Here is an 18,761-nt window from a genome sequence, read left to right as displayed (position 1 = left end):
GCCTGAGTGCGGCTCAGGTTTCCATCTCGTCGTACCAGTTGCCAAACTTCACCTCGGAGGTGTCAGCCACCATCGCAGCAAAGGCTTCCGGATCCTGCGTGCCATCGTCCCGGCCCCGGTAGTGGTAGGGGTAAACATATGTCGGCGCGAACTCCTTCACCGCACTTGCCGCCGCCTCTGCCGTCATGGTGAAGGGCAGGTTCATGCAAACGAAGGCCAAGTCGATGTCTTCCAGCGCGCGCATCTCGGGGATGTCCTCGGTGTCGCCCGAAATATAGGTGCGGAAGCCGTCGATCGTCAGCACATAGCCGTTGTCGCGGCCCTGCGGATGAAAGTTCAGCCGCTCCTCGGTGATGTTGTAAGCCGGGATCGCATCAATCGCGACGCCGTTCCACTCGGTGCTCTCGCCGTTGGCCAGCACCTCATCGGGTGCGGCATCCCCCATCATCTCGCCCACTGCCGGGTTGGTGATGACATGGGCCTCGCCGCGCAGGGCGGCCAGCGTCTCGGCATTGTAGTGGTCGCCGTGCTCGTGTGTCACGAGGATGAGGTCGGGCGCGGGGAAGTCGGCATAGGCTGCCGCATCGCCCACCGGATCCACGTAGATGGTGCCGGCGGGCGTTTCCATCACGAAGCTCGCGTGGTCGACTGGGTGAATGGTGATGCTTCCGCCATCCGTCTCGAACATGTCACCGCCATGGGCCTCGGCGCGGGCGGCGTAGGGAAGGATGGTAATCGCCCCGGCGCTTGCGGCGGCGGTGGCAAGGAAGGTGCGTCTGCTATGTGTCATGGCTGTCCTCTCCTGTTGATGAGAGAGGAGATAGGGCGCGTTACCCTGCGGCAAATGACATTTTTGTAAGCCGAAGGCCCCTTCTGTGCGGATAGGCAGGTTTCAGCCGCGGGTCTGGCGCAGGTAGTCGGCCCAATGCGGGCAGGGTTCGGCTTTGAGGTTGCGGGTCATCAGGGCGATGAGGGCGAAGAGGCGGGACATGTGAGTCTCCAAAATGGTCACGTTTCAGGCGCCCAGATACGCCGGTTGCCCATGAAGTGACCACAGTTGAAACCGCAATGCCGCGATGCAGAAAACGCAGAGCTACGTTGGGGAAAGCTTAACGGAACAAGGGCGAGTCCGTCTTCACCACGCCCTGGTAGCACTCCAGCCCCCGCCGCGCGACCTCCTCCTCCACCGCCCGCCGCTCTGCCGCGTTCTCGGTCTGCTCATATCCGCCCTCAAGCTTGCAGAGATACTGGTCGGGATAGTTCATCACAGCCTCCGCATCGCGATACTTGCAGGCGGCGAGGAGGAGAAGGAGGGGAAGGGTCACGCGGATCATGGGGCTGCTCGGTGTTGTTGGTTTCCCGGCATCCTACAGCGGGCCGCAAACGAAAACACCCCGGCTCTTTCAAACCGGGGTGCCACATTCTGTAGGGTGGGCAATCTGCCCACCCAATCGCTCAACCGCGCTCTTCGATGATCTCGACGAGGTGCGGGATCTTGGCGACCATGCCGCGGATGGAGGGGGTGTCTTCCAGCTCGCGGGTGCGGTGCATCTTGTTCAGCCCGAGGCCGATCAGCGTCTTGCGCTGGATCTCGGGGCGGCGGATCGGGGAGCCGATCTGCTTGACGACGATGGTTTTTGCCATGTTCGGTCTCCTCAGGCTTCCGCAGCTTCGTCAGCGGCGGGGGCGGCGGCGTCTTCCGGCTTCTTGAGGATGTCGGCCACCTTCTTGCCGCGGCGCTGCGCGACCATCCGGGGGCTGCTTTCCTTCGTCAGGCCGTCCAGCGTGGCGCGGATCATGTTGTAGGGGTTCTGCGAGCCGATCGACTTGGCGACGACGTCCTGAACGCCCAGCATCTCGAAGACGGCACGCATCGGGCCACCTGCGATGATCCCGGTGCCGGTCGGGGCGGTGCGCATCACCACGCGGCCAGCGCCGTGGCGGCCTTCCTGGTCGTGGTGCAGGGTGCGGCCCTCGCGCAGCGGCACGCGGATCATCTGGCGCTTGGCCTGCTCGGTGGCCTTGCGGATGGCCTCGGGCACTTCCTTGGCCTTGCCCTTGCCGAAGCCCACGCGGCCTTTCTGGTCACCAACGACGACGAGCGCGGCAAAGCCGAAGCGCTTACCGCCCTTCACGGTCTTGGAGACGCGGTTGATCGCCACGAGGCGATCGGCGAACTCGGGGGTTTCCTCGCGGTCGCGGCGCGGGCCGCGGCGGTTGTTGTCACGTTCAGCCATTCATGGCGTCCTTTTCTCAGGTGGCGCGCGGGGCGCCGGGTTTGTCCAACCGAAGTGCCCGTTGCGGGCCCCGGTCATCGGAGGGGCGAGCGCGCCGCCCCTCTCAGGCGCCGCAGGGTGGGCAATCTGCCCACCGCCACGATCAGATCTTCAGGCCACCCTCGCGGGCAGCATCGGCGAGCGCCTTCACCCGACCGTGGAACAGGAACCCGCCCCGGTCGAAGTAGGCCTCTTCCACGCCGGCCTTCTTGGCACGCTCGGCAATCGCGGCACCCACCTTGGTGGCGGCCTCGAGGTTGTTCTTGCCGACAACGCCCAGATCCTTCTCCAGCGTGGAGGCGGAGGCGAGCGTCTTGCCTTGCACGTCGTCGATCAGCTGCACGCTGATGTTCTTGTTGCTGCGGTGGACGGAGAGCCGCACGCGGCCCGCGTTCACCTTGCGAAGCTTGCTCCGGACGCGCATGCGGCGCTTCTGGAACAGTTGGCGTTTGGTGTTTGCCATGTGTCCGGTCCTTACCTCTTGCCTTCCTTGCGGAAGATGTACTCGTCCTTGTATTTGATGCCCTTGCCCTTGTAGGGCTCCGGCTTGCGCCATTCACGGATGTTTGCCGCGACCTGGCCGACGAGTTGCTGATCTGCGCCTTCGATGACGATCTCGGTCTGCTTGGGGCAGGTGACGGTCACGCCTTCGGGCACGTCGAAGTTGACTTCGTGCGAGTAGCCCAGCGACAGCTTCAGGGTGTTGCCCTGCATCTGCGCCCGGTAACCCACGCCGTTGATCTCCAGCTCCTTCTTGAAGCCGTCGGTCACGCCCTGCACGAGGTTGGACACCATGGTGCGGCTCATGCCCCACTGCTGGCGCGCCCGCTTGGAGGTGCCGCGCGGGGTGACCGACACGGCATTCTCTTCGACGGCGAGCGTGACGTCGTCGGTGGCGGTGAAGCTGCGGGCGCCCTTGGGGCCCTTCACTTCGATGGTCTGGCCGGAGATGGCAGCGGAGACACCGCTGGGCAGCTCGACCGGTCGTTTACCAATACGAGACATTCTGGCCTCCTTAGAAGACGGTGCAGAGCACCTCACCGCCAACATTGGCGGAGCGGGCTGCTGCATCGGACATGACGCCGCGCGAGGTGGACACGATCGACACGCCCAGGCCCTGGCGGACCTGCGGGATGTCGTTCACGCCCATGTAAACACGGCGGCCGGGCTTCGAGACGCGCTTGAGGTCGCGGATCACCGGGGTGCCTTCGTAGTACTTCAGGCTGATCTCGATTTCGGGGTGCTTGCTGTCAGCCACCGGCTCGTAGCCGCGGATGTAGCCTTCGTCGGCCAGCACATCGAGAACCCAGGCACGCAGCTTGGACGCGGGCGTGCGGACGGTGGACTTGCCACGCATCTGCGCGTTGCGGATACGGGTGAGCATATCGCCGAGAGGATCGTTCATCTCAATAAACCTCCCTTACCAAGACGACTTGACCATGCCGGGGATCTGACCGTTGGAGGCCAGTTCGCGCAGCATGATACGAGACATCTTGAGTTTGCGGTAATACGCCTTCGGACGACCGGTGAGCTGGCACCGGTTGTGAAGGCGGGTGGGCGACGAGTTGCGCGGCAGCTTGGCCAGCTTCAGGCGCGCCTTGAAGCGCTCTTCCATCGGCTTGCTCTCGTCATTGGCGATCTCTTTCAGCGCAGCGCGCTTGGCGGCATATTGCTCCACCAGCTTCTGACGCTTCTTCTCGCGTTCGATCATTGCTTTCTTTGCCATGGTCGGTGTCCTCAGCTGGTGAAGGGCATGTTGAACTGGGTCAACAGTGCCTTTGCTTCCGCGTCGGTTGCCGCGGTGGTGCAAATGATGATGTCCATGCCCCAGACTTCGTCGACCTTGTCGAACTCGATCTCGGGGAAGACGATGTGCTCTTTCAGGCCCATGGCGTAGTTGCCGCGGCCATCGAAGCTTTTGCCCGAGACGCCGCGGAAGTCGCGGATACGGGGCATGGCGATGGTGATGAGACGGTCGAGGAATTCGTACATCCGCTCGCCGCGCAGGGTCACCTTGGCGCCCAGCGGCATCTCTTCACGCACCCGGAAGCCGGCGATGGATTTCTTGGCCGTGGTCACCATGGCCTGCTGGCCGGCGATCTTGGTCAGGTCTTCCTGGGCCGACTTGGCCTTCTTGCTGTCGCGCACGGCTTCGGCACCACAGCCGATGTTGAGCACGATCTTGTCGAGACGCGGGATCTGCATGTCGCTCTTGTAGCCGAACTCTTCTTTCAGAGCGGCGCGAACGGTCTCGTCGAAATGCGTCTTCAGACGGGGGGTGTATTTGGCTGCATCAAGCATCGATCACGTCTCCCGTGGTCTTGGCGACGCGCACCTTCTTGCCGTCTTCAACCTTGAAGCCGACGCGGGTGGGTTTGCCGTTGGCATCCACGTAGGCGAGGTTGGAGAGGTCGATGGGCATCGCCTGCGGCACGCGGCCGCCCTGGGCGTTCTGGCTCTGGCGCTGGTGACGGATGGCCATGTTCAGTCCTTCCACCACGGCCTTGCCGGCCTTCGGGTCGACCGAGACGATATCGCCGGTCTTGCCCTTGTCCTTGCCGGTGAGCACGACAACCGTGTCACCCTTCTTCAGTTTCGCGGCCATCTTACAGCACCTCCGGGGCGAGCGAGATGATCTTCATGAAGTTCTTCGAGCGGAGCTCGCGAACGACTGGGCCGAAGATACGGGTCCCGACAGGCTCGTTGTTGTTGTTGAGAATGACGGCGGCGTTGCGATCGAAGCGGATCGCGGTGCCGTCTTCGCGGCGCACTTCCTTGGCGGTGCGAACGACAACGGCTTTACGCACGTCGCCCTTCTTCACGCGGCCGCGCGGGATGGCTTCCTTCACGGAGACGACGATGATGTCGCCTACCGACGCATACTTGCGCTTGGAACCACCCAGGACCTTGATGCACTGAACCCGGCGCGCGCCGGAGTTGTCAGCAACATCCAGATTGGTCTGCATCTGGATCATTAGGTTTCTCCCGACCTATGGGGGCTTTTCTTGTTAGCTCCCCCAGGGTTTCGCTCAAACCGAAAGGTGTTTTCGGATGTCACCGTGGCTGCTCTTCGGCCCGTCCGGTCCTCATCGCAGCTGCGATGAGGGTCCGAAGGGCCCGAGGAGCTGCCCGGATCAGGCCGTCAGCACCTCCCAGCGTTTCGTCTTCGATTTCGGCGCGCATTCCTGAATGCGAACCTGATCGCCCACCTTGAAGGTGTTGGCCTCGTCATGGGCGCGATACTTTTTGGACTTCCGCACGGTCTTGTGCAGCAGCGGGTGCTTGAAGCGGCGCTCGACGAGAACGGTCACGGTCTGTTCGTTCTGGTCGCTGGTCACGACGCCGGTGAGGATACGTTTGGGCATCGTCTTACGCCTCCGCCTTGGCTTTTTCGTTGAGGATCGTCTTCACACGGGCCACGTCACGACGGACGGTGCGCATGCGGGCGGTGTTCTCGATGGAGCCGCCGGCCTGCTGGAAACGCAGGTTGAAGGCTTCTTTCTTGAGGTCGACAAGCTGGTCGCGGAGCTGGTCCGGCGTCTTGTCACGCAGTTCCTGGGCGTTCATCGCCTATTCCTTTTTCAACAGTCACCGGGGTGCCCCTTGTGGGGTGACACCTGATCCGATGGAGTTCACGGTGGTGAAGGCCCGCCCTATAGGGGGGAATCGGCGGCGTGGCAAGGGGTTTTGGCCGCTATTGTCCCCGCCCCGTGGCGATGGCCAGCAGCGCCGGGCTTCGCAGGCAGATGCCGAGCCACATGAGGGCCCCGAGGTAGACCCCGAAGAGCGTGTGCGAGTAGACCGGCATCTCGGCCCGCAGCTGGCTGGCGATGGCCCCGCCAAGCAGGCCGGTCATCAGGATGCCGCCCAGCAGCGCAGTGCGGGGATAGAGGGCCAGCAGCGTGAACACCAGCTCCATGATTCCGATCAGCAGGAGGTATTTGACCGGATAACCGATCTGCTCCAGCGGCGCGCGAGCAGCCTCCAGCCTGAGCAGCTTCGGCGCGACGGACGCCCCCAGCATGAAGAGCGCGAAGAGGGCGATGATGATCCAGCCAGCGAGTTTCACGTAGGGCCTCCAATTTCAGGTCTTGGCTACCATCGCTTTAAGTTGACATCAACTCTTATTGCAATCGGTCCGGCCTTCCCCCGCTGCGGGCCGGGTGCTAACCCACCCTCAACCCCAACAGGAGGCCCCCATGCCCGAAATCTCCTCCCTCTTCGTCACGCGCCTCTACCGCGCCGCCCTGTCGGAGCATAAGCCTGCCGTCGATCCGCAGGAGCTTGAAGCGAGCTGCTTCACCATCGCCGAGGACGACGAGGCCGGGCAGGAATGGTGCGAGGAAAACGGCTACCCGGGCTACACCTCCTACGCCTCCCTCTCCGACCTCCCCTGGCGCTTCCCGATCTTCAAGGCGCTGGCGAAGTCGCTCGACGCCCATGTCGCCGCCTTCACCGAAGACCTCCAGTTCGACCTCGACGGGCGGGCGCTGGTGCTGGAAGACCTCTGGATCAACATCCTCCCCGAAGGCGGCACCCACGGCTCCCACATCCACCCCCACGCGGTGATCTCGGGCACCACCTATGTTTCCATGCCCGAAGGCACCTCGGCCCTGAAACTGGAAGACCCCCGCTCCGCCCGCATGATGGCCGCCCCGATGCGCCGCAAGCACTGCCGCGAGGAACTGAAACGCTTCGTCTCGGTGGCCCCGGCGGTGGGCGACGTGCTGCTCTGGGAAAGCTGGCTGCGCCACGAGGTGCCGATGAACATGGCCGAGGAGGAGCGGGTGTCGGTGAGTTTCAATTATCGGTGGGAGTGAGGGCCAGCGATAAACACGCTCTCGTCGTTTTTTGCGTTTGCCTCAGTTGTGGTCGACGTTCCGTTCAACAATCGCTCCTAGCCGTTCGCTGATCTCAGTGAGCACGCCAATGCAAACCCCGACGACGATCATAAAGAGGCCTTGGTCAATTGCTTGCCCGGTCGTTCGTGATCCCAAAACCATGCGAGCGGCTTCACTCGGATCTTCCGTGAAAAGAACAAATATAGCCGTCACCAAGCGCAGTCCGCCAAGCACAACTGCCAAGGCTGCAATCCAACCCGCTGCCCCCGTAAAACTCATGCTGTGGTCCCTTCCGTTCTAGCTACCGGGACCATGCACAACTCCCCTCGGGCAATTCAAACGAAAACCCCCGCCGGATCGCTCCAGCGGGGGATCTCTATTCTCAACCGGTGTGCGGCCCGCAATTGGCTTTGCCAATCGCTACACCGCACTGGTCGCGCATAGCGCGACCTTTACCAATCTTCGCGAACGATGGTCCGGGTCTTGATCGGCAGCTTCATGGCGGCCAGGCGGAGCGCCTCGCGGGCGATCTCTTCCGACACACCGTCGATCTCGAACATCACGCGGCCGGGCTTCACCTTGGCGGCCCAGAAGTCCACCGAGCCCTTACCTTTACCCATCCGGACTTCCACCGGCTTGGAGGTGACGGGCAGGTCGGGGAAGATCCGGATCCAGACGCGGCCCTGACGCTTCATGTGGCGCGTCATGGCACGGCGTGCAGCCTCGATCTGGCGGGCGGTGATGCGCTCGGGCTCCACCGCTTTCAGGCCGAAGGTGCCGAAGTTCAGGTCAGACCCGCCCTTCGCCTCGCCGCGGATGCGGCCCTTGTGCATCTTGCGGAATTTCGTGCGTTTTGGTTGCAGCATTCTTCCGTCTCCTTACCGGTCACGGCGGGGGCGCGGGCCGCCGCCTTCCTGGAGCTCCTGGGCCTTGCGATCGCGAGCCGAAGGATCGTGCTCCATGATCTCGCCTTTGAAGATCCAGACCTTGATGCCGATGATGCCATAAGGGGTCATCCCCTCGGCGTGGGCATAGTCGATGTCGGCACGCAGGGTGTGCAGCGGCACACGGCCTTCACGATACCACTCAGTCCGGGCGATCTCGGCACCGCCAAGGCGGCCCGCAACGTTGACCCGGATGCCGAGGGCACCCATGCGCATGGCGTTCTGAACCGAGCGCTTCATCGCGCGGCGGAACGACACCCGGCGCTCGAGCTGCTGCGCGATGCTTTCGGCCACCAGGGCGGCGTCCAGCTCGGGCTTGCGAACCTCGACGATGTTGAGGTGCAGCTCGCTGTCGGTCATGTTCGCCAGCTTGCGGCGCAGGCCCTCGATATCGGCGCCTTTCTTGCCGATGATCACGCCGGGGCGCGCGGTGTGCACCGTCACCCGGCACTTCTTGTGCGGGCGCTCGATGATCACGCGGCTGACGCCGGCCTGCTTGCACTCTTCCTCGATGAACTCGCGGATCGCGATGTCTTCGAGCAGGAGGTTACCGTACTCTTTGGTGTCGGCGTACCAGCGGCTGTCCCAGGTGCGGTTGACCTGAAGCCGCATGCCGATCGGATTGACTTTCTGACCCATCAGGCTTGCTCCTCGATCTGGCGGACCTTGATGGTCAGCTCAGCAAACGGCTTCACGATACGGCCAAAGCGGCCACGGGCACGCGGGCGACCGCGCTTCATCGTGAGGTTCTTGCCGACCCAGGCCTCTGCGACGATCAGCTCGTCGACGTCCAGGTTGTGGTTGTTCTCGGCGTTGGCGATGGCGGACTGAAGGCATTTCTTCACGTCCACGGCGATCCGCTTCTTGGAGAAGGTGAGATCGGCCAGGGCCTTCTCGACCTTCTTGCCACGGATCATCGCGGCGACGAGGTTCAGCTTCTGCGGCGAGGTGCGAAGCATGCGGGCCTTGGCCAGCGCCTCGTTGTCTTCCACGCGGCGGGGATTCTTGTCCTTGCCCATGGTTACTTCCTCTTCGCTTTCTTGTCTGCGGCGTGGCCGTAGTAGGTGCGAGTCGGCGAGTATTCACCGAACTTCTGGCCAATCATGTCCTCGGAAACGTTCACCGGGATATGCTTCTTGCCGTTGTAGACGCCGAAGGTGAGCCCCACGAACTGGGGCAGGATGGTGGAGCGGCGCGACCAGATCTTGATGACCTCGTTGCGGCCCGACTCGCGGGATTTTTCGGCCTTCTTGAGGACATAGCTGTCGACAAAGGGGCCTTTCCAAACAGAACGCGACATGTGTTAGCGACCCTTCTTCCTGGCGTGACGCGAGCGGATGATCAGCTTCTGCGACGCCTTGTTCTTGTCACGGGTGCGGCGGCCCTTGGTGTCCTTGCCCCAGGGAGTAACCGGGGTGCGGCCACCGGAGGTGCGGCCCTCACCACCACCATGGGGGTGGTCGATCGGGTTCATCGCGACGCCGCGCACGGAGGGGCGCTTGCCCATGTGGCGGACGCGGCCGGCCTTGCCGAGGTTCTGGTTCGAGTTGTCGGGGTTGCTCACCGCGCCAACCGTTGCCATGCACTCCTGGCGGACGAGACGAAGCTCGCCCGAGCTGAGGCGGATCTGGGCGTAGCCGCCGTCACGGCCGACGAACTGGGCGTAGGTGCCCGCGGCGCGTGCGATCTGGCCACCCTTGCCGGGCTTCAGCTCGATGTTGTGAATGATGGTGCCGATGGGCATGCCGATGAACTGCATCGCGTTGCCCGGCTTCACGTCGGCCTTGGCCGAGCTCACCACAGAGTCGCCAACGGCGAGGCGCTGGGGGGCAAGAATGTAGGCCTGCTCGCCGTCTTCATACTTGATGAGGGCGATAAAGGCGGTGCGGTTGGGATCGTATTCGATCCGCTCGACGGTCGCCGGAACATCCAGCTTGGTCCGCTTGAAATCGACGATACGATAGAGACGCTTCGCGCCACCGCCACGGCGGCGGGCAGTGATCCGTCCGGTGTTGTTCCGGCCGCCCTTCTTGGTCAGACCCTCGGTGAGGCTCTTGACCGGACGTCCTTTCCACAGCTCCGAACGGTCGATCAGTACCAGCCCACGCTGGCCCGGCGTCGTCGGCTTATACGACTTGAGTGCCATGTTAACTGTCTTCCGTTTTCTGTGTGGGCGGCGCTTGCGCTGCCCTGATGATGAAGGCCCCCGTAGGTGCCCGATTGTGCTCCGCCGGTTTTGCGGCTGTCCGGGCGATCTGCCCACCAACCGACCAAAACCAAAGCCCCGGACGAATCCGGGGCTCTTGCGGATGCCCCCCTTTAAGGGCCGCGCCTGTGTGGGTCAAGGCCCGCAGCGCCACATTCCCACCACCGCCGCAGGCATTGCCAATCATTTTCCGGCAGCCTGCCTTATTCTGGCCCGTCTCTGCGGCCTAAGCTTTTGCTTGAAGAGAACAACCATAGGCAGAAAGGCCGCTTTTATGACGATCCGGATCATTGAGGACACGGGTAAGCATCAGTTCGTCGTCAGTTTTCGCCAAACCGGCTTCTGGCCACGCACCCGGGCCTTTCGCCTGATGGATGATCTCGAAACCGCGCTTCCGCTTCTTCATCGCGCCCTCGATGCCGCCGATCACTACTACTTCGCCCTCGATCCCACCGATGGCGCATGGCGCGACGAGCAAAGCGCCTTCAATCCCTGGGCCAGCCCCCACAGCATCGCCATGTGGAAACGCCTGGCCCGCACCCGTGATCTGCATGCGCGACTGGAGGCCTGGCTGGAAGAGGTGGAGGAGATGATGGCCTTCTCGCTCTTCGACGGGATGTACGAAAGCAAAGACTGCCACTTCTGCGAGCCGCTCATCTCCACCCTCGCGCTGACCAACGCGCGCTTCGTGCCGTTCTACGCCCGCTTCATGACGCATTGGGAAATGTCCCGCGAGCAGCGCCAGCGGGAGACCATCGACCAGATCGTGCGGCGCCACGGGGTCACCCCCGCCACCGAGGACCTGCTCTTCACCCGCGTCGTCCATGCGCCGGGCAACACCGGCGAGGCCCAGGTAGAAGGCCTGCTCGACCTGCTCAACCGCACCTACGGCGACTTCATGACCTCGCCGCTCTACCGCCGCATCTTCGACGCGCTGAACCCGCCGGAGCGTAAGGCGCCTTCCTACGCCGACGATGATGAGCTTGCCGCCGCGGCCTGACGGAACCTGCCATGCAACCAGATCGCGCCAGTGCGTTTTGCGTGACCCCCATTCAAAACGGGATGGATCTGCTCGAGGGGCATCCTGACCTTCAGAGATGCCCCGAGTGCGACGCCATCGTGAACCGCGACGCTCTGGTGCCCCTCTCCCACGAGAAGGCCCCACAGAGCGAGCAGCTCTCTCTCACGCGAGACGACTACTACATCGCCAGCCCGGCCTTCCGCCTTCGGTACGAGGCCGAAGGCTTCCACGGTCTACGCTTCAACCCGCTGCCGAGCGGCTACTTCGTGGTCGAGCCCGAGCGCCGCGTGGGCACCTACGACCAGTTCTTTCCCGATTGGCCTGAAACCCGCCCCGACGATTGGCCCCAAACGACGGACGCGCTGGTGCATTGCGACCCGCCCTGCCCGTCCTGCGGCACGGCGGCCTTCCTGCGGATGGACGGCCCCCCCGTGCTCGGGGCCGAGGTGGGCGAAATCGGCCCGCTCGAGATTGTTCGCACCGAGAAACGCTACGGCGCCAACATGTTCTACATGATCGCAGGGCACGGCTGGCGAGAGGCGAGCCTGCGCAAGAAGATCACCGGAACCAGCTTCTACGTACCTGCAACCCGGTCGGCCCATCGCTCGAACAGCAAGGCCGAGTTGATCGCCCTGGCCCGTGCCAGAAACGCGAAAGGCCCCGCTTGAGCGAGGCCTTCCGTCAATCTGTAGGGTGAGCAATCTGCCCACCGCCCGGATCAGAGACCGGTGGACACGTCGATCGTGTTGCCCTCTTCGAGGGTCACGTAGGCCTTCTTGACGTCCTTGCGCTTGCCGGGCTGGCCGCGGAAGCGCTTGGTCTTGCCCTTGGTGATGGTCGTGTTGACGGCCTTCACCTTCACACCAAAGAGGCTTTCGACGGCCTCCTTGATCTGGGGCTTGTTCGCGTCGATGGCGACCTCGAAGACCACGCCGTTCGCCTCGGAGGCCATGGTGGCCTTCTCGGTGATGACGGGCTTCACGATCACGTCGTAATGTTCTGCCTTGGCGCTCATTTCAGACGGGCCTCCAGGGCTTCGACACCGGCCTTGGTCAGAACCAGGGTGTCACGCTTCAGGATGTCGTAGACATTGGCGCCCATCGAGGGGAGCACGTCCACGCCGGCGAGGTTGGCAGCGGCCTTGGTGAAGTTCTCGTTCAGCTCGGCGCCATCGATGATGAGCACCTTTTTCCAGCCGAGTTCCTTCACCTGCTTGGCGAGCAGCGCGGTCTTGGCTTCGGCCATGTTGGCGTCTTCCAGGATCACCAGCTTGCCCTCTTGCGCCTTGGCGCTCAGGGCGTGCTTCAGGCCGAGCGCACGGATCTTCTTGGGAAGATCGTGGCCGTGGCTGCGCGGGGTCGGACCCTTGTAGATGCCACCCTTGCGGAAGATCGGCGCGTTCCGGTCACCGTGGCGTGCGCCGCCGGTGCCCTTCTGGCGATAGATCTTCTTGGTCGAGTAGCTCGTTTCCGAACGGGTCTTCACCTTGTGGGTGCCGGCCTGCGCCTTGTTGCGCTGCCAGCGGACGACGCGGTGCAGGATGTCGGCGCGGGGCTCGAGGCCGAAGACCTCGTCACCCAGATCGACCGACCCGGCCTTGCCGCCGTCGAGTTTGATCACGTCGAGTTTCATTCGTCGCCATCCTTCTTCTCTTCGGAGCCTTCGTCAGAGCCCTTCTCGGCCTCGATCTCGGCTTCGGCTTCCTTCAGCGCGGCGGCTTCCTGGGCGGCCTGCTCTTCGGCAAGACGCTTCTCTTCGGCCTCGGCCTCGGCGGCAGCGGCGGCAGCGGCTTCTTCAGCGGCCTTTGCGGCTTCCTCGGCGGCAGACTTCAGAGCAGCAGGCAGAATGGCGTTCTCGGGGAACGGCTTCTTCACCGCATCCTTGATCGTCACCCAGCCACCCTTGGAGCCCGGAACGGCGCCCTTGACCATGATCAGCCCACGGTCGCTGTCGGTGCGGACAACCTGAAGGTTCTGCGTGGTCACGCGGGCGGCGCCCATGTGACCGGCCATCTTCTTGCCCTTGAACACGCGGCCCGGGTCCTGACACTGGCCGGTGGAGCCGTGCGAACGGTGAGAGATCGACACACCGTGGGAGGCGCGCAGGCCCCCGAAGTTGTGCCGCTTCATCGCACCGGCAAAGCCCTTACCGATCGAGGTGCCGGAGACATCCACGAACTGACCTTCAAAGTAGTGGTCGGCGGTGATTTCCTCGCCCACTTCGATCAGGTTCGCAGGGTCCACGCGGAACTCGGCCAGCTTGCGCTTGGGGGCCACCTTGGCCGCCGCGAACACGCCGCGCATCGGCGCGGAGGTGCGCTTGGCCTTGGCCGTGCCGGCGCCGAGCTGAACGGCCGAGTAGCCGTCGGTCTCGGCGGTGCGCTTGGCCACCACCTGCAGGTTGTCGAGTTGCAGAACCGTCACCGGGATCTGTTTGCCATCTTCCATGAAGAGCCGGGTCATGCCGACCTTCTTTGCGATCACTCCAGAGCGCAACATACCAATGCCCTCCCTTAGACCGAAATCTGAACGTCCACGCCGGCAGCGAGGTCGAGCTTCATGAGCGCGTCCACGGTCTGCGGGGTGGGGTCGATGATGTCGAGCAGGCGCTTGTGGGTGCGGATCTCCCACTGGTCACGGCTCTTCTTGTCGATGTGCGGGCCGCGCAGAACGGTGAACTTCTCGATCTTGTTCGGCAGCGGGATGGGCCCGCGCACCTGCGCGCCGGTCCGCTTGGCGGTCGCAACGATTTCCTGGGTGCTGGCATCCAGCACGCGGTAATCGAACGCCTTCAGGCGGATCCGGATGTTTTGGCTTTGAATGGCCATTTTTGCGTTCCTTTACGATTGAGAGGAGGGGCGAAAGACCCGCCCCTCTTCGAACCGGTTTCAGTGTTGCCGGCGGTTGGCCCGCCGGCGCTCTTATATAGTGTCAGCGATCACTCGATGATCTTGGAGACGACGCCGGCGCCGACGGTGCGGCCGCCTTCGCGGATGGCGAAGCGGAGGCCGTCTTCCATGGCGATCGGGGCGATCAGCTCAACGGTGAACGACACGTTGTCGCCCGGCATCACCATCTCGGTGCCCTCTTTCAGGGTCACCGTCCCGGTCACGTCCGTGGTGCGGAAGTAGAACTGCGGGCGGTAGTTGGCGAAGAACGGGGTGTGGCGGCCGCCCTCTTCCTTGGTCAGGATGTAGGCCTCGGCCTCGAACTTCGTGTGCGGCGTCACCGAGCCGGGCTTGCAGAGCACCTGGCCCCGCTCCACCGCGTCACGGTCGATGCCGCGCAGCAGCGCGCCGATGTTGTCGCCGGCTTCACCACGATCCAGCAGCTTGCGGAACATTTCCACGCCCGTGCAGGTCGTCTTCTGGGTGTCCTTGATGCCGACGATCTCGATTTCATCGCCCACGTTGATCACGCCGCGCTCGACGCGACCGGTCACAACCGTGCCGCGGCCGGAGATCGAGAACACGTCCTCGACCGGCATCAGGAACGGCTGGTCCACGGCGCGCTCGGGCGTCGGGATGTACTCGTCGACAGCCGCCATCAGCTCCTTGATCTTCTCTTCGCCGATCTCGGGCTTGTTGCCCTCCATCGCCGCCAGAGCCGAGCCCGCGATGATCGGGATATCGTCGCCCGGGAAGTCGTAGGAGGAGAGCAGCTCGCGCACTTCCATCTCGACCAGCTCGAGGAGCTCCTCGTCGTCCACCTGGTCGACCTTGTTCATGAACACGACCATCGCCGGGATGCCCACCTGACGGCCGAGCAGGATGTGCTCGCGGGTCTGGGGCATGGGGCCGTCGGCGGCGTTCACCACCAGGATCGCGCCGTCCATTTGGGCGGCACCGGTGATCATGTTCTTCACGTAGTCGGCGTGGCCGGGGCAGTCGACGTGGGCGTAGTGACGCGCGTCGGTCTCGTACTCCACGTGCGCCGTCGAGATCGTGATCCCGCGGGCCTTCTCTTCCGGCGCGCCGTCGATCTGGTCGTAGGCCTTGAAGTCGCCGAAATACTTCGTGATCGCAGCCGTCAACGTCGTCTTGCCGTGGTCAACGTGACCAATCGTGCCGATGTTCACGTGCGGCTTGTTACGTTCAAACTTTTCCTTAGCCATGATGGCCTCCTTGTCTCTGGTGGTGGGTTCGCACCCACCCTACGGGGTGTGTAGGGTGGGCAATCTGCCCACCGCCGTTATGCGTATTTCGACTGGATTTCTTCGCTGATGTTCTGCGGCACCGGCTCGTAGTGGTCGAACTGCATGGTGAAGTTCGCCCGGCCCGAAGACATGGAGCGCAGGTTGTTGATGTAGCCGAACATATTGGCCAGCGGCACGAAGGCGTCGATGGCGATCGCGTTGCCGCGGGTGTCCTGACCCTGCACCTGGCCGCGACGGCTGGTGAGGTCGCCGATGATACCGCCGGTGTATTCTTCCGGGGTGATCACCTCCACCTTCATGATCGGCTCGAGCAGCTTGGCGCCAGCCTTCTTCATGCCTTCGCGCATGCCCATGCGGGCGGCGATTTCGAAGGCCAGAACGCTGGAGTCAACGTCGTGGAACTTGCCGTCGATCAGCGCCACCTTGAAGTCGATCACCGGGAAACCTGCCAGCGGACCGGAGTCCATGACCGACTTGATACCCTTTTCGACGCCGGGGATGTATTCCTTCGGAACAGCACCGCCAACGATCTTGGACTCGAAGGAGTAGCCTTCGCCCGGCTCGGTCGGGGAGATGACCATTTTGACTTCGGCGAACTGACCGGACCCACCCGACTGCTTCTTGTGGGTGTAGGTGTGCTCGACCTCGTGACCGATGGTCTCGCGGTAGGCCACCTGCGGGGCACCGATGTTGGCTTCCACCTTGAACTCGCGCTTGAGGCGGTCAACGAGGATGTCGAGGTGAAGTTCGCCCATGCCCTTCATGATGGTCTGGCCGCTTTCGAGGTCAGTTTCCACGCGGAAGGAGGGATCTTCGGCAGCAAGCCGCGCCAGACCCTGAGACATTTTCTCCTGGTCGGCCTTGGTCTTCGGCTCGACGGCGATCTCGATCACCGGATCGGGGAAGGTCATGGTTTCCAGAACCACCGGGTCGTTGGCGGCACAGAGCGTGTCACCCGTGGTGGTGTCTTTCAGACCGGCCAGTGCGATGATGTCACCGGCAAATGCCTCTTCGATCTCTTCGCGGTTGTTGGAGTGCATCATCATCATCCGACCGATGCGCTCTTTCTTGCCCTTGGTCGAGTTCAGGATGTTGTCACCCTTGTTCATCACGCCGGAGTAGATCCGGGTGAAGGTCAGCGAACCGACGAAGGGGTCGTTCATGATTTTGAACGCAAGGCCGGCGAAGGGCATGTCATCGTCCGCGCGGCGGGCGATGTTGCGCTCTTCGTTCTCGTCGCCGGGCTTGAAGCCCATGTAATCAACCACGTCGAGCGGGCTCGGCAGGTAGTCGATCACGGCGTTGAGCAGCGGCTGAACACCCTTGTTCTTGAAGGCGGAGCCGCCAAGCACGGGCACGAAGTGCAGCGCGAGGGTGCCCTTGCGGAGCAGCTTGCGCAGGGTGTCCACGTCGGGCTCGTTGCCCTCGAGGTATTCCATCATCGCGTCGTCGTCTTCTTCGACGGCCGCTTCGATCATCTTGCCGCGCCACTCGTCAGCCACGTCCTTGAGGCTGTCGCGGATCGGGCCCTTTTCCCAGGACGCGCCGAGGTCTTCACCCTTCCAGACCCACTCTTCCATGGTCACGAGGTCGACAAGGCCTTCCAGCTCGTTCTCGGCACCGATCGGCAGGGCGACGGGCACGGCGCGGGCGCCGGTGCGGTCTTCGATCATGTGAACGCAGTTGAAGAAGTCGGCGCCGATCTTGTCCATCTTGTTGACGAACACGATGCGCGGCACCTTGTAGCGGTCGGCCTGGCGCCACACGGTCTCGGTCTGGGGCTCCACACCGGCGTTGGCGTCGAGCACGCAGACGGCACCGTCGAGCACGGCCAGCGAACGCTCGACTTCGATGGTGAAGTCAACGTGGCCGGGGGTGTCGATGATGTTCATCCGGTACTTGGTGTCGGAGGTGCCATCGGCGGTCGGCTCTTCCTGGCGCTGCCAGAAGGTGGTGGTGGCAGCCGAGGTGATCGTGATGCCCCGCTCCTGCTCCTGCTCCATCCAGTCCATGGTGGCCGCACCGTCGTGCACCTCACCGATGTTGTGGGATTTGCCGGTGTAAAACAGGATGCGCTCGGAGCAAGTGGTCTTGCCGGCATCGATGTGCGCCATGATACCGAAGTTGCGGTAGCGCTGAAGGGGATAGTCGCGGGCCATTGGAATGAGTCCTCAGGTGTAGGCTTGGGTTACCAGCGGTAGTGGCTGAACGCCTTGTTGGCGTCGGCCATCTTGTGGGTGTCTTCGCGCTTCTTCACGGCGGTGCCACGAGACTGGACAGCGTCGATCAGCTCACCGGCCAGACGCTCTTCCATGGTGTTCTCGTTGCGGTTGCGCGCGGCGACGATGAGCCAGCGGATCGCAAGCGCTTCGCGGCGCTCGGGGCGCACTTCGACGGGCACCTGGTAGGTGGCGCCACCAACCCGGCGGGAACGAACCTCAACCGACGGCTTGATGTTGTCGAGGGCCTCTTCGAACACCTCGATGGGCGCGCGCTTCAGCTTGGTCTCAACCCGATCCAGCGCGTTGTAGACGATGCGCTCGGCGACGGATTTCTTGCCGTCAACCATCAGGTTGTTCATGAATTTCGTCAGAACCTTATCGCCATACTTGGCGTCGGGCAGGACTTCGCGCTTCTCGGCAGCGTGACGACGGGACATTTCGTATTCCTCTTACTTCGGACGCTTGGCGCCGTACTTCGAGCGGCGCTGCTTGCGGTCTTTGACGCCCTGGGTGTCGAGCACCCCGCGCAGGATGTGGTAACGAACGCCGGGAAGGTCTTTCACACGGCCGCCACGGATCAGGACAACAGAGTGCTCCTGAAGGTTGTGGCTTTCACCGGGGATGTAGCTGATGACCTCGTAGCCGTTGGTCAGGCGCACCTTGGCAACCTTCCGCATGGCCGAGTTCGGCTTCTTCGGCGTGGTGGTGTAGACGCGGGTGCAGACACCACGCTTCTGCGGGCACCCTTCAAGGTGCATCGACTTGGATCGTTTTACTTTGGGCTGCCGCGGCTTGCGGATCAGCTGTTGGATCGTGGGCATTCCGGTTTCCCCGTCTCGCTCGTTCGTTCATCTAAGGCGCGGGCTGTGCACCGCCCGGCGCCGGTTCAGGTCTTGCGCGAGTGGCGGAATGCCAAACGCAAATACCGCTCCCGTTTCCTCTGCCGGAAACGACGCGGTGGAATCTCAGAGGATCGAGGCACTCGCTGCCTGGATCGTGGCCACTTCGATTTTGATACGGGTTGTCGCGCAGGGGTTTGCCCGCACGTGTCCCGTGAGCGCGGCGTATAGGGGGAGTCGGGGGGGCTGTCAACACC

General features: G+C 63.3%; 31 protein-coding genes. 3 read left to right on the top strand and 28 right to left on the bottom strand.

Going from position 1 to position 18,761, the window contains the following annotated elements; translation table 11 throughout:
* Positions 1-13: 13 nt before the first annotated feature.
* The 14 genes from DYI42_RS11535 to DYI42_RS11470 form a co-directional block, all read right to left on the bottom strand.
* Complete coding sequence (locus DYI42_RS11535) at positions 14-790, bottom strand: MBL fold metallo-hydrolase (RefSeq protein WP_213546085.1); 777 nt, start codon at positions 788-790, stop codon at positions 14-16.
* Positions 791-1,109: 319 nt separating this feature from the next.
* Positions 1,110-1,334 (bottom strand): hypothetical protein, encoded by a 225-nt coding sequence (locus DYI42_RS11530; RefSeq protein ID WP_213546084.1) that lies wholly within the window; start codon positions 1,332-1,334, stop codon positions 1,110-1,112.
* Between the two features lie 121 nt (positions 1,335-1,455).
* Entirely contained in the window at positions 1,456-1,644 is a 189-nt protein-coding gene (gene rpmD / locus DYI42_RS11525) for a 50S ribosomal protein L30 (RefSeq protein WP_074257817.1), read from the bottom strand.
* An 11-nt stretch (positions 1,645-1,655) separates the two neighbouring features.
* Positions 1,656-2,237 carry a 30S ribosomal protein S5 gene (rpsE, locus tag DYI42_RS11520; protein ID WP_213546083.1) on the bottom strand — a complete coding sequence of 194 codons (582 nt, stop codon included), beginning with the start codon at positions 2,235-2,237 and terminating at the stop codon, positions 1,656-1,658.
* A gap of 142 nt (positions 2,238-2,379) precedes the next feature.
* Entirely contained in the window at positions 2,380-2,739 is a 360-nt protein-coding gene (gene rplR / locus DYI42_RS11515; RefSeq protein ID WP_213546082.1) for a 50S ribosomal protein L18, read from the bottom strand.
* Positions 2,740-2,750: 11 nt separating this feature from the next.
* Entirely contained in the window at positions 2,751-3,281 is a 531-nt protein-coding gene (rplF, locus tag DYI42_RS11510; RefSeq protein WP_213546081.1) for a 50S ribosomal protein L6, read from the bottom strand.
* A 10-nt stretch (positions 3,282-3,291) separates the two neighbouring features.
* Positions 3,292-3,687, bottom strand: a complete 396-nt coding sequence (gene rpsH, locus DYI42_RS11505; RefSeq protein ID WP_213546113.1) for a 30S ribosomal protein S8 — start codon at positions 3,685-3,687, stop codon at positions 3,292-3,294.
* A gap of 9 nt (positions 3,688-3,696) precedes the next feature.
* Positions 3,697-4,002 (bottom strand): 30S ribosomal protein S14, encoded by a 306-nt coding sequence (rpsN, locus tag DYI42_RS11500; RefSeq protein ID WP_140012683.1) that lies wholly within the window; start codon positions 4,000-4,002, stop codon positions 3,697-3,699.
* An 11-nt stretch (positions 4,003-4,013) separates the two neighbouring features.
* On the bottom strand, positions 4,014-4,577 hold the full coding sequence (gene rplE / locus DYI42_RS11495; RefSeq protein ID WP_213546080.1) for a 50S ribosomal protein L5: 564 nt from the start codon (positions 4,575-4,577) through the stop codon (positions 4,014-4,016).
* Positions 4,570-4,881, bottom strand: coding sequence for a 50S ribosomal protein L24 (gene rplX, locus DYI42_RS11490; protein WP_213546079.1), 312 nt, complete (start codon positions 4,879-4,881; stop codon positions 4,570-4,572). Before rplX ends, rplE begins: the two co-directional genes overlap by 8 nt.
* Before the next feature lies 1 nt (position 4,882).
* Positions 4,883-5,251 carry a 50S ribosomal protein L14 gene (gene rplN, locus DYI42_RS11485; RefSeq protein ID WP_074257809.1) on the bottom strand — a complete coding sequence of 123 codons (369 nt, stop codon included), beginning with the start codon at positions 5,249-5,251 and terminating at the stop codon, positions 4,883-4,885.
* Between the two features lie 159 nt (positions 5,252-5,410).
* Positions 5,411-5,641: a 30S ribosomal protein S17 gene (rpsQ, locus tag DYI42_RS11480; protein WP_213546078.1), complete on the bottom strand. Its 231-nt coding sequence runs from the start codon at positions 5,639-5,641 to the stop codon at positions 5,411-5,413.
* A 4-nt stretch (positions 5,642-5,645) separates the two neighbouring features.
* A complete protein-coding gene (rpmC, locus tag DYI42_RS11475) occupies positions 5,646-5,843 on the bottom strand; it encodes a 50S ribosomal protein L29 (RefSeq protein WP_213546077.1) in 198 nt (65 codons plus the stop codon).
* A 127-nt stretch (positions 5,844-5,970) separates the two neighbouring features.
* Positions 5,971-6,345: a DoxX family protein gene (locus DYI42_RS11470; RefSeq protein ID WP_342344645.1), complete on the bottom strand. Its 375-nt coding sequence runs from the start codon at positions 6,343-6,345 to the stop codon at positions 5,971-5,973.
* A gap of 130 nt (positions 6,346-6,475) precedes the next feature.
* On the opposite strand from DYI42_RS11470, the gene DYI42_RS11465 reads away from it, so the two are divergent.
* A complete protein-coding gene (locus DYI42_RS11465) occupies positions 6,476-7,096 on the top strand; it encodes a 2OG-Fe(II) oxygenase family protein (RefSeq protein ID WP_213546076.1) in 621 nt (206 codons plus the stop codon).
* Positions 7,097-7,138: 42 nt separating this feature from the next.
* On the opposite strand, the gene DYI42_RS11460 is transcribed toward DYI42_RS11465, so the two are convergent.
* The 6 genes from DYI42_RS11460 to rplB form a co-directional block, all read right to left on the bottom strand.
* Positions 7,139-7,396 carry a hypothetical protein gene (locus tag DYI42_RS11460; RefSeq protein WP_213546075.1) on the bottom strand — a complete coding sequence of 86 codons (258 nt, stop codon included), beginning with the start codon at positions 7,394-7,396 and terminating at the stop codon, positions 7,139-7,141.
* A gap of 173 nt (positions 7,397-7,569) precedes the next feature.
* Positions 7,570-7,983 (bottom strand): 50S ribosomal protein L16, encoded by a 414-nt coding sequence (gene rplP / locus DYI42_RS11455; protein ID WP_213546074.1) that lies wholly within the window; start codon positions 7,981-7,983, stop codon positions 7,570-7,572.
* Between the two features lie 12 nt (positions 7,984-7,995).
* Positions 7,996-8,700 (bottom strand): 30S ribosomal protein S3, encoded by a 705-nt coding sequence (gene rpsC / locus DYI42_RS11450; protein WP_213546073.1) that lies wholly within the window; start codon positions 8,698-8,700, stop codon positions 7,996-7,998.
* On the bottom strand, positions 8,700-9,080 hold the full coding sequence (gene rplV / locus DYI42_RS11445; RefSeq protein ID WP_140012672.1) for a 50S ribosomal protein L22: 381 nt from the start codon (positions 9,078-9,080) through the stop codon (positions 8,700-8,702). The genes rpsC and rplV overlap by 1 nt, the downstream gene beginning before the upstream one ends.
* Before the next feature lie 2 nt (positions 9,081-9,082).
* A complete protein-coding gene (gene rpsS, locus DYI42_RS11440; protein ID WP_140012671.1) occupies positions 9,083-9,361 on the bottom strand; it encodes a 30S ribosomal protein S19 in 279 nt (92 codons plus the stop codon).
* A 3-nt stretch (positions 9,362-9,364) separates the two neighbouring features.
* Complete coding sequence (rplB, locus tag DYI42_RS11435) at positions 9,365-10,207, bottom strand: 50S ribosomal protein L2 (protein WP_213546072.1); 843 nt, start codon at positions 10,205-10,207, stop codon at positions 9,365-9,367.
* Between the two features lie 334 nt (positions 10,208-10,541).
* Here rplB and DYI42_RS11430 point away from each other — a divergent pair, with 334 nt between their 5' ends.
* Together DYI42_RS11430 and DYI42_RS11425 are read left to right on the top strand one after the other, a co-directional pair.
* A complete protein-coding gene (locus DYI42_RS11430) occupies positions 10,542-11,267 on the top strand; it encodes a hypothetical protein (protein ID WP_213546071.1) in 726 nt (241 codons plus the stop codon).
* 41 nt (positions 11,268-11,308) lie between these two features.
* Positions 11,309-11,956, top strand: a complete 648-nt coding sequence (locus tag DYI42_RS11425; RefSeq protein WP_213546070.1) for a hypothetical protein — start codon at positions 11,309-11,311, stop codon at positions 11,954-11,956.
* A gap of 50 nt (positions 11,957-12,006) precedes the next feature.
* Here DYI42_RS11425 and DYI42_RS11420 read toward each other — a convergent pair whose 3' ends face one another.
* From DYI42_RS11420 to rpsL, 8 genes are all read right to left on the bottom strand, one after another.
* A complete protein-coding gene (locus DYI42_RS11420; RefSeq protein ID WP_140012667.1) occupies positions 12,007-12,303 on the bottom strand; it encodes a 50S ribosomal protein L23 in 297 nt (98 codons plus the stop codon).
* Complete coding sequence (gene rplD / locus DYI42_RS11415) at positions 12,300-12,920, bottom strand: 50S ribosomal protein L4 (protein ID WP_213546069.1); 621 nt, start codon at positions 12,918-12,920, stop codon at positions 12,300-12,302. The genes DYI42_RS11420 and rplD overlap by 4 nt, the downstream gene beginning before the upstream one ends.
* Positions 12,917-13,786, bottom strand: coding sequence for a 50S ribosomal protein L3 (rplC, locus tag DYI42_RS11410; protein ID WP_213546068.1), 870 nt, complete (start codon positions 13,784-13,786; stop codon positions 12,917-12,919). The genes rplD and rplC overlap by 4 nt, the downstream gene beginning before the upstream one ends.
* Before the next feature lie 14 nt (positions 13,787-13,800).
* Positions 13,801-14,109 (bottom strand): 30S ribosomal protein S10, encoded by a 309-nt coding sequence (rpsJ, locus tag DYI42_RS11405; protein WP_140015970.1) that lies wholly within the window; start codon positions 14,107-14,109, stop codon positions 13,801-13,803.
* Positions 14,110-14,225: 116 nt separating this feature from the next.
* Positions 14,226-15,401, bottom strand: a complete 1,176-nt coding sequence (gene tuf / locus DYI42_RS11400; RefSeq protein WP_213546067.1) for an elongation factor Tu — start codon at positions 15,399-15,401, stop codon at positions 14,226-14,228.
* A 77-nt stretch (positions 15,402-15,478) separates the two neighbouring features.
* Positions 15,479-17,602 carry an elongation factor G gene (gene fusA, locus DYI42_RS11395; RefSeq protein ID WP_213546066.1) on the bottom strand — a complete coding sequence of 708 codons (2,124 nt, stop codon included), beginning with the start codon at positions 17,600-17,602 and terminating at the stop codon, positions 15,479-15,481.
* 29 nt (positions 17,603-17,631) lie between these two features.
* Positions 17,632-18,102: a 30S ribosomal protein S7 gene (gene rpsG, locus DYI42_RS11390; protein ID WP_213546065.1), complete on the bottom strand. Its 471-nt coding sequence runs from the start codon at positions 18,100-18,102 to the stop codon at positions 17,632-17,634.
* A 12-nt stretch (positions 18,103-18,114) separates the two neighbouring features.
* Positions 18,115-18,486, bottom strand: a complete 372-nt coding sequence (rpsL, locus tag DYI42_RS11385) for a 30S ribosomal protein S12 (RefSeq protein WP_213546064.1) — start codon at positions 18,484-18,486, stop codon at positions 18,115-18,117.
* Positions 18,487-18,761: the final 275 nt, after the last annotated feature.

Origin of the sequence: Vannielia litorea (assembly GCF_018424695.1) — a bacterium.
GTDB lineage: Bacteria > Pseudomonadota > Alphaproteobacteria > Rhodobacterales > Rhodobacteraceae > Vannielia > Vannielia litorea_A.
This window is presented reverse-complemented; position numbering and strand designations above follow the sequence as displayed.

Excerpts from the sequence above, each read along its gene's own strand:
- rplB (WP_213546072.1), bottom strand. The coding sequence starts at position 10,207 with ATGGCACTCAAGTCGTATAAGCCGACGACGCCGGGCCAGCGTGGGCTG.
- rpsC (WP_213546073.1), bottom strand. The coding sequence starts at position 8,700 with ATGGGTCAGAAAGTCAATCCGATCGGCATGCGGCTTCAGGTCAACCGC.
- rpmC (WP_213546077.1), bottom strand. The coding sequence starts at position 5,843 with ATGAACGCCCAGGAACTGCGTGACAAGACGCCGGACCAGCTCCGCGAC.
- rplX (WP_213546079.1), bottom strand. The coding sequence starts at position 4,881 with ATGGCCGCGAAACTGAAGAAGGGTGACACGGTTGTCGTGCTCACCGGC.
- rplD (WP_213546069.1), bottom strand. The coding sequence starts at position 12,920 with ATGAAACTCGACGTGATCAAACTCGACGGCGGCAAGGCCGGGTCGGTC.
- rplR (WP_213546082.1), bottom strand. The coding sequence starts at position 2,739 with ATGGCAAACACCAAACGCCAACTGTTCCAGAAGCGCCGCATGCGCGTC.
- DYI42_RS11460 (WP_213546075.1), bottom strand. The coding sequence starts at position 7,396 with ATGAGTTTTACGGGGGCAGCGGGTTGGATTGCAGCCTTGGCAGTTGTG.
- rplN (WP_074257809.1), bottom strand. The coding sequence starts at position 5,251 with ATGATCCAGATGCAGACCAATCTGGATGTTGCTGACAACTCCGGCGCG.
- rpmD (WP_074257817.1), bottom strand. The coding sequence starts at position 1,644 with ATGGCAAAAACCATCGTCGTCAAGCAGATCGGCTCCCCGATCCGCCGC.
- rpsL (WP_213546064.1), bottom strand. The coding sequence starts at position 18,486 with ATGCCCACGATCCAACAGCTGATCCGCAAGCCGCGGCAGCCCAAAGTA.
- DYI42_RS11430 (WP_213546071.1), top strand. The coding sequence starts at position 10,542 with ATGACGATCCGGATCATTGAGGACACGGGTAAGCATCAGTTCGTCGTC.
- rplV (WP_140012672.1), bottom strand. The coding sequence starts at position 9,080 with ATGGGCAAGGACAAGAATCCCCGCCGCGTGGAAGACAACGAGGCGCTG.
- rpsE (WP_213546083.1), bottom strand. The coding sequence starts at position 2,237 with ATGGCTGAACGTGACAACAACCGCCGCGGCCCGCGCCGCGACCGCGAG.
- tuf (WP_213546067.1), bottom strand. The coding sequence starts at position 15,401 with ATGGCTAAGGAAAAGTTTGAACGTAACAAGCCGCACGTGAACATCGGC.
- DYI42_RS11530 (WP_213546084.1), bottom strand. The coding sequence starts at position 1,334 with ATGATCCGCGTGACCCTTCCCCTCCTTCTCCTCCTCGCCGCCTGCAAG.
- fusA (WP_213546066.1), bottom strand. The coding sequence starts at position 17,602 with ATGGCCCGCGACTATCCCCTTCAGCGCTACCGCAACTTCGGTATCATG.
- DYI42_RS11535 (WP_213546085.1), bottom strand. The coding sequence starts at position 790 with ATGACACATAGCAGACGCACCTTCCTTGCCACCGCCGCCGCAAGCGCC.
- rplF (WP_213546081.1), bottom strand. The coding sequence starts at position 3,281 with ATGTCTCGTATTGGTAAACGACCGGTCGAGCTGCCCAGCGGTGTCTCC.
- rpsS (WP_140012671.1), bottom strand. The coding sequence starts at position 9,361 with ATGTCGCGTTCTGTTTGGAAAGGCCCCTTTGTCGACAGCTATGTCCTC.
- rpsG (WP_213546065.1), bottom strand. The coding sequence starts at position 18,102 with ATGTCCCGTCGTCACGCTGCCGAGAAGCGCGAAGTCCTGCCCGACGCC.
- DYI42_RS11420 (WP_140012667.1), bottom strand. The coding sequence starts at position 12,303 with ATGAGCGCCAAGGCAGAACATTACGACGTGATCGTGAAGCCCGTCATC.
- DYI42_RS11465 (WP_213546076.1), top strand. The coding sequence starts at position 6,476 with ATGCCCGAAATCTCCTCCCTCTTCGTCACGCGCCTCTACCGCGCCGCC.
- rpsN (WP_140012683.1), bottom strand. The coding sequence starts at position 4,002 with ATGGCAAAGAAAGCAATGATCGAACGCGAGAAGAAGCGTCAGAAGCTG.
- rplC (WP_213546068.1), bottom strand. The coding sequence starts at position 13,786 with ATGTTGCGCTCTGGAGTGATCGCAAAGAAGGTCGGCATGACCCGGCTC.
- rpsQ (WP_213546078.1), bottom strand. The coding sequence starts at position 5,641 with ATGCCCAAACGTATCCTCACCGGCGTCGTGACCAGCGACCAGAACGAA.
- rplE (WP_213546080.1), bottom strand. The coding sequence starts at position 4,577 with ATGCTTGATGCAGCCAAATACACCCCCCGTCTGAAGACGCATTTCGAC.
- rplP (WP_213546074.1), bottom strand. The coding sequence starts at position 7,983 with ATGCTGCAACCAAAACGCACGAAATTCCGCAAGATGCACAAGGGCCGC.